At 61.3% G+C, this 6399-nt stretch carries 5 protein-coding genes and 2 pseudogenes; 3 read left to right on the top strand and 4 right to left on the bottom strand.

Going from position 1 to position 6399, the window contains the following annotated elements:
• The 4 genes and pseudogenes from AC1DH9_RS06735 to AC1DH9_RS06720 form a co-directional block, all read right to left on the bottom strand.
• Positions 1-140 (bottom strand): annotated as a pseudogene (locus AC1DH9_RS06735) (DMT family transporter); the annotation flags it as partial.
• Positions 141-252: 112 nt separating this feature from the next.
• Positions 253-1068 (bottom strand): sugar phosphate isomerase/epimerase family protein, encoded by an 816-nt coding sequence (locus tag AC1DH9_RS06730; protein WP_427542292.1) that lies wholly within the window; start codon positions 1066-1068, stop codon positions 253-255.
• Positions 1065-1349: pseudogene (locus AC1DH9_RS06725) on the bottom strand (gfo/Idh/MocA family oxidoreductase); the annotation flags it as partial. The pseudogene AC1DH9_RS06725 and the gene AC1DH9_RS06730, both read right to left, overlap by 4 nt.
• A 258-nt stretch (positions 1350-1607) precedes the next feature.
• Positions 1608-2384: an IclR family transcriptional regulator gene (locus tag AC1DH9_RS06720; protein ID WP_427542295.1), complete on the bottom strand. Its 777-nt coding sequence runs from the start codon at positions 2382-2384 to the stop codon at positions 1608-1610.
• 190 nt (positions 2385-2574) lie between these two features.
• Here AC1DH9_RS06720 and AC1DH9_RS06715 point away from each other — a divergent pair, with 190 nt between their 5' ends.
• The 3 genes from AC1DH9_RS06715 (at position 2575) to AC1DH9_RS06705 (ending at position 6380) form a co-directional block, all read left to right on the top strand.
• A complete protein-coding gene (locus tag AC1DH9_RS06715) occupies positions 2575-4353 on the top strand; it encodes an FAD-dependent oxidoreductase (protein WP_477807957.1) in 1779 nt (592 codons plus the stop codon).
• Positions 4354-4505: 152 nt separating this feature from the next.
• Complete coding sequence (ypfJ, locus tag AC1DH9_RS06710) at positions 4506-5414, top strand: KPN_02809 family neutral zinc metallopeptidase (RefSeq protein ID WP_477807956.1); 909 nt, start codon at positions 4506-4508, stop codon at positions 5412-5414.
• Entirely contained in the window at positions 5415-6380 is a 966-nt protein-coding gene (locus tag AC1DH9_RS06705; protein WP_427542304.1) for an alpha/beta hydrolase, read from the top strand.
• The last annotated feature ends 19 nt before the right edge of the window (positions 6381-6399 follow it).

Raw genomic sequence — 6399 nt, 5'->3', positions numbered from 1 at the left:
ACCATGATCACCGGATAGAAACCCGACAGGTATTTGGACAAAGCGTCGTGAGTGGAAAACAGGAAGGTCGCAACAACGATCAGCAGGATGCCTTTGAAGGGTTGATTGATACCGGAAAGCGGAGTGCTCGATACAGTCATGGGAAATCCCGAAAGTTGAAGGACCTGAAAAGCATCGCGGGCAAGCCTTGCTCCTACAGGTCAGCGAAAACCTGCAGGAGCAAGGCTTGCCCGCGAAGGTGCGCAGCACCGGTCAAACAAGCGCCAACAACGCACGCGTCTTGTCCAACGCCATCTGCGCCCGCTGCAAGGCACTCACGCCCTGCCGTTGTAACTGCACGGCCGGCACCTCCAGGCTCAATGGCAGATTAACCGGCAAACACCTCAATAACCCAAGCAGGTCGCAATCCCCTTCGCCAGGGAAACGCCGCTCGTTGCGTGCCTGACGCAAAATCTCCTGCATGTCTGCTGGCCTCGGTCCCGCCACATCGCACAGCTGTGCATAACGCAGGCGTGACGGGGCGACCCTGGCCAGATCTTCCAGACGCGAAGCCGAGCGGTCGAAATGGAACGCATCCACCAACACGCCACCGTATTGGTGATCAGCGTTTTCAACAATACGCACGGCCTGCTCAAGATTGCGCGCATCGGTCCAGGGCATGAACTCCAGATGAGTGTGCAAACCGTAACCTGCCGCCAGATCGCAGAGTGCGGCAAAATTCTCGGTGAGCCGCTGCTCGTCAGGATCATTACCGGCTACCAGTAATTCACTGGCACCGAGCTCTGCGCCGGCCGCCAGGACCGCCTCGAAATCCGCCACCCGGGTTTCGGCTTTCAGTCGCAGAATTTCGATATCCAGCACTTGAATGCCGGTATCACGCAGCCGCGCCCGTGTCTGTTGCCACAACTGTGCATCCGCCATCAGCGGGAAATGATGCTCCTCGGGGGTGGCCGGGACCAATCGCAGCCCGACATGGCTATACCCGGCACGCGCCGCCACCTCGACGATCTCCGGCGGCGACAATTCAAGAACGGTCAGGCTGGCCAGGGAGAGAATACGCTCGCTCATGTTCGTTCCTCGATCCGTGCCGGAACACAGGCACGACCGCTGGCAGCGGCCTCGCGGATGGCTTCGATCAGCGCCAGCGTTCGGGCCGCGTCAGCGACACTTACCAGCGGCTTCGCCTCACCTCGGGCCACCTTCACGAAATGCTGCAATTGCAGGCGCAGCGCTTCATCAGCGTTGARACCTTCCTGAACGGCCTGCAACGGTTGATGCCAACCGGCGTCCGCGTCCAAGTAATGCCAGCGCTTGAGTTGCGGAATACTCAGCGCGCCAGCGGTCCCGGCAGCTTGCGGACCAGGATCGGCCACTGCGCACAAGGTTGCCTCAGTCAGGGTCTTGAGATGCTGGTAATGCTGCTGGCCCATATTGCCGGCGCCGATCAGCGCAATGCGAAGTGGCGAACTCACAGTGCAATCCTCTTGTGATTATTGTCAGGACATTGAATTCCAATAATTTAGAACTCGATTCCAATTTCTCACACAAGGAAACACCAATAGTGTTCGAACAGCGCACAGCTTTGCTCCGCCGGGGGAATATGGCGATCAGTTGAACAGCTCCGAGGCCTGACTCGCCGCCGACAGCTCCCGGGCAAATTGCAGCAACAACGGCGCCAGTTCATGCAGTCGAGACTCGGGCAACCGCGCACTCGGCCCGGCGACACTGAGCACGCCGACCACCCGCCCATCCACCGGATGGCGCACCACCGCGGCGATTGCCGAGGTGCCGACCGCCGAGCTCTCCTGAACCCAGGCATAGCCGTGTTCGCGGGCCAGGCGCAGGCGCTCGAGCAGTTCGATGTTGGAGCGTGGTGCATTCGGTCCCAGCTCCAGCGGCATAGCCGCCGCTTGCCGTTCCACCAGTGACAAGGCCTCGGCATCACTGAGGCTCGCCAGCCACGCGTGCCCTGACGCTGTGTAGAACAACGGCGCATCGCGGCCCATGTCCGGGTCATAACGCAAACCGGAACGCGCGCCCTGAGACTTGGCGATCCAGGTCTGACGCTCGCCCTCGATCACGCCCAATCGCACCAGCTCGCCGGTTTCCTGGGCCAACCGATCAAGCACCGGCTGGACGATATCCGCGCCGCTGCTCGACAGGTAACGAAAGCCCATGGCAACCAGTTTGGTCGACAGGTGATAACGCAAGTTGTCCGGATTCTGCCGCACGTAACCCAGACGGATCAGCTCGGCGAGCAAGCGGTGCGTCGCACTTTTAGGGATCCCCAGTTGCTCGGCCAGCACCTGCATCGGCAAGCCCCGCGGATCACTGGTAAGACTTTCCAGAACACTGAAGACACGTTCGATTTGACTGCCGGCCATGGTGGGATTCCWGACGAAATTTGGCCGATTCTAGAAGACAACCGAGTGAATGCGAAATGTGGAACTGCAGTGTTCGATAACCGCCCGAAAATAGCGCTTTGCGCCGGGACGGTCTTGTCGTTTTCAAACCGGCTCCGTATATTTTTTGGAATTAAATTCCAAAATAACAAGATCGCCGGAGTCAGCCAGCATGCCTGCCAAAGCCACTTATCCCCCTGCAGTCGACTGCGATGTGCTGATTGTCGGCTCCGGTGCGGCGGGTTTGTCCGCCGCCGTCACCGCCGCCTGGCACGGGCTCAAGGTGATCGTCGTGGAAAAAGATCCGGTGTTCGGCGGCGCCACGGCCTGGTCCGGTGGCTGGGCGTGGGTGCCGTGCAATCCGCTGGCCCGGCGCGCCGGTATCATTGAAGACGTCGACCTGCCGCGCACCTACCTCAAACACGAACTTGGCGAACGCTACCAACCGGAGATGATCGACGCTTTCCTCGAAGCCGGCCCGCGCATGGTCGCGTTCTTTGAGGAGCACACCTCGCTGCAATTTGCCGATGGCAACGGCATCGCCGATATTCACGGCGACACACCGGGCGCCGGAACCGGCGGACGCTCGGTGATCGCCGCGCCTTACGACGCACGCAAGGTCGGCACGTTGCTCAAGCGGCTGCGAACAACGATGCGTGAAACCTCGTTCATGGGCATGCCGATCATGGCCGGCGCCGACCTGTCAGCGTTTCTCAATCTGACCCGTTCTTTGTCCGCGTTCTGGCACGTGACCCGGCGTTTCAGCCGACACCTGCTCGACCTCGCGCTACACGGTCGCGCGATGCAACTGGTCAATGGCGTGGCACTGGTGGCGCGTTTGGCAAAATCGGCTGAAGACCTCGGCGTTCTGCTCTGGGAGTCAGCGCCTGTCACCGAGCTGCTGCGTGACGGCAACCRGGTCAGCGGCGCGGTTATCCACAGCGCCAAAGGCGCTATCCAGATCCGCGCACGCCAAGCCGTGGTGCTGGCGGCCGGTGGTTTTCCCAACGACATCGAACGGCGCAAAACCCTGTTCCCACGCACGCCCACTGGCGTTGAGCATCTGGCGCTGCCGCCGCTCGGTGCCTCGGGCGACGGCCTGCGGCTGGGCGAAAGCGTCGGTGGTCAGATAAAGACCGACCTCGAATCACCGGTGGCCTGGGCACCGGTTTCCCAGGTGCCCTACAAGGACGGCAGCCTCGGTCACTTCCCGCACATCATCGAGCGAGGCAAACCGGGAATCATCGGCGTGCTGCGCAACGGCCAGCGCTTCGTCAACGAAGCCAACGGCTACTACGATTACGTCACGGCAATGGTCGCCGCCGCCCCGGCCGATGAAGACGTCGCCTCCTGGCTGATTTGCAGCCATCACTTTCAACGTCGTTACGGCCTGGGAATTTCCCGCCCCTTCCCGTTACCCGTCACACCGTTCATTCGCAGCGGCTACTTGAAAACCGGCAACACGATTGAAGAACTGGCCCTGGCCTGTGGCATCGACGCCAGCGCGCTGGAAACCACCGTGGCGCACTACAACCACCATGCGCGAAAAGGTGAAGACCCGCAGTTCGGTCGTGGCTCCACACCTTACAACCGCAAGCAAGGCGATCCACTCCAGCAACCCAACCCCTGCGTCGCGCCAATCGACAAAGGTCCGTTCTACGCCGTCAAGGTTCAGCCAGGCTGTTTCGGCACATTCGCCGGGCTGAAGGTCAATCAACACGCGCAAGTACTCGACGGCGATGGGCAAGCCATCCACGGGCTCTACGCCGCGGGCACCGATATGGCCAGCATCATGGGCGGCTACTACCCCGCCGGCGGGATCAATCTTGGTCCGGCGTTGACCTTCGGCTACATTGCCGCGCGACATATCGCTGGCGTAACCGCGTACGAACGGGAGAGCACGCTGCCGCGCTCAACGACTACCGGCGAGGGAACCAAACAGCCCGCGTGATGCCTGAGACGTTCGCCGAAGCTCGTCTGCCGCCATCGTTTTTGCAAGTGAATGCCATACTGCCTTTTATTCGGCATAGTCTGACCATCAACCTGGCGCCCATCCCAGCCACCAGCGACACTCATCACCACGCGTAAACAGAGGATTCCCACATGCTATGGAAAAAAGGCCGCCGCAGCGACAACGTGGTCGATGCACGCGGTGAGGATGCTGGCGGTGGTGGTGACGGCGGCGGGATGCGCTTTGGCGGTGGCAAGGGACTGAGCCTGACGGCCATCGTGCTGATCGTCGGCATCGGCTGGATCACGGGGCAAGACCCGATGCAGATTCTCGGGCAGTTGGCCGGACAGATGAACCAACAGTCAGCCCCGGCTACCACGCAAACCGTGCAAACCCGCAAGGCGCCGCCAGCCAATGATCAACAGGCCGAGTTTGTCGCGCGAATCCTCGGCGACACCGAAGACACCTGGGGCCAGATCTTCCAGCAAGCCGRTCGCCAATACACGGCGCCCAAGCTGCTGCTGTTCAGTGGCCGAGTGAATTCCGGCTGCGGTGGCGCCTCCTCGGCGACCGGTCCGTTCTACTGCCCGGCAGATCAACGGGTGTATCTGGACATGAGTTTCTTCAAGGAAATGTCTCAACGCTTCGGTGCCGCCGGCGATTTCGCCCAGGCTTACGTGATTGCTCACGAAGTCGGCCATCACGTGCAAACCTTGCTCGGCGTATCCGCCAAGATCCAGGCCGCACGTCAAAAAGGTGCGCGCATGGAAGGTGACGGCGGTCTGCTGGTGCGTCAGGAATTGCAGGCCGACTGCCTGGCCGGTGTCTGGGCCAACAACGCGCAAAAACGCCTGAACTGGCTGGAGCCGGGTGACGTCGAAGAAGCCCTGAACGCCGCCAATGYCATCGGCGACGACCGTTTGCAGCAACAGGGGCAGGGCCGCGTGGTCCCGGATTCGTTTAYCCATGGCACCTCGGCGCAACGGGTTCGCTGGTTCAAGACCGGCTTCGCCCAGGGCCGGGTCAGTCAATGCGACACCTTCGCGACGAAGAGCCTTTAAATGAGCACGCGCTGGCTGCTGGTATTCACGCTGTTATTCGGCAGCGCCAACCTGCTGGCTGCCGAGCATGCGGTCAAGGTCATCAGCCCCGGTCGCCTGAACATGGGCGACGCCGAGCTGCCGGTTGGCGTGAGCCAGTCGTCGCCGCAGATCCAGCGTGTACTGATCGTGATTCACGGGCGCTTGCGCAACGCCGAAACCTACCGCCAGAGCGCGGAAAGAGCCGCCGAGCAGGCCGGACAAAGCTCAACCACCCTGGTGATTGCGCCGCAGTTTCTTAATGAAAGCGACATCGTACGCCATCAACTGCCCGACAGCCTGCTGCATTGGCGCGGTGATGACTGGATGGCCGGCGAGCTGTCCATCGGAGCGAATCCGCTGAGTTCTTATGCGGTGCTCGACAAGATTCTGGAGCGCCTGAGCGATCGCCAGCAGTTTCCAACCCTGAAAGAAGTCGTCATCGCCGGCCATTCCGGTGGCGCACAAGTGGTGCAACGGTATGCACTGCTCGGCCACGATCAGCCGGCACTGCAATCTGCGGGCGTCAGCGTGCGCTACGTGATCGCCAACCCGTCGTCGTATGCGTATTTCGATGACCAACGACCGGTGCCGTTCAATGCCACGCGTTGCCCCGGTTTCAACGACTGGAAGTACGGGCTGCTGAAACTGCCGGACTACGCCAACGGGCAAACGCCGCAGCAACTGGAGCAAGGCTACGTACAGCACAACATCACCTATTTGCTCGGTCAGCGAGACACCAACCCGCATCATCCGGCACTCGACAGAAGCTGCGCTGCCGAGACGCAGGGCGCGTCTCGGCTGGTTCGTGGGCATCGCTACTTTAACTACCTGCAGCAGCGCCATCCCGAAGGGTTGAATCAGCGGCTGATCGAAGTGCCCGGCGTCGGGCATAACGGGGACAAGATGTTCACCTCGCCCGAGGGGCAGAAGGCGTTGTTTCAGTAGCTGGAAGCAGGTCGCCTGA

This window comes from Pseudomonas sp. 05T35, from assembly GCF_056396605.1.
The sequence above is the reverse complement of the archived record's forward strand: the minus strand, read 5'-3'. Positions and strand labels throughout refer to the sequence as shown.

What these genes read in the sequence shown, in the direction of transcription:
- AC1DH9_RS06730 (WP_427542292.1), bottom strand. Translation starts at nt 1,068, where the DNA reads ATGAGCGAGCGTATTCTCTCCCTGGCCAGCCTGACCGTTCTTGAATTG.
- AC1DH9_RS06720 (WP_427542295.1), bottom strand. Translation starts at nt 2,384, where the DNA reads ATGGCCGGCAGTCAAATCGAACGTGTCTTCAGTGTTCTGGAAAGTCTT.
- AC1DH9_RS06705 (WP_427542304.1), top strand. Translation starts at nt 5,415, where the DNA reads ATGAGCACGCGCTGGCTGCTGGTATTCACGCTGTTATTCGGCAGCGCC.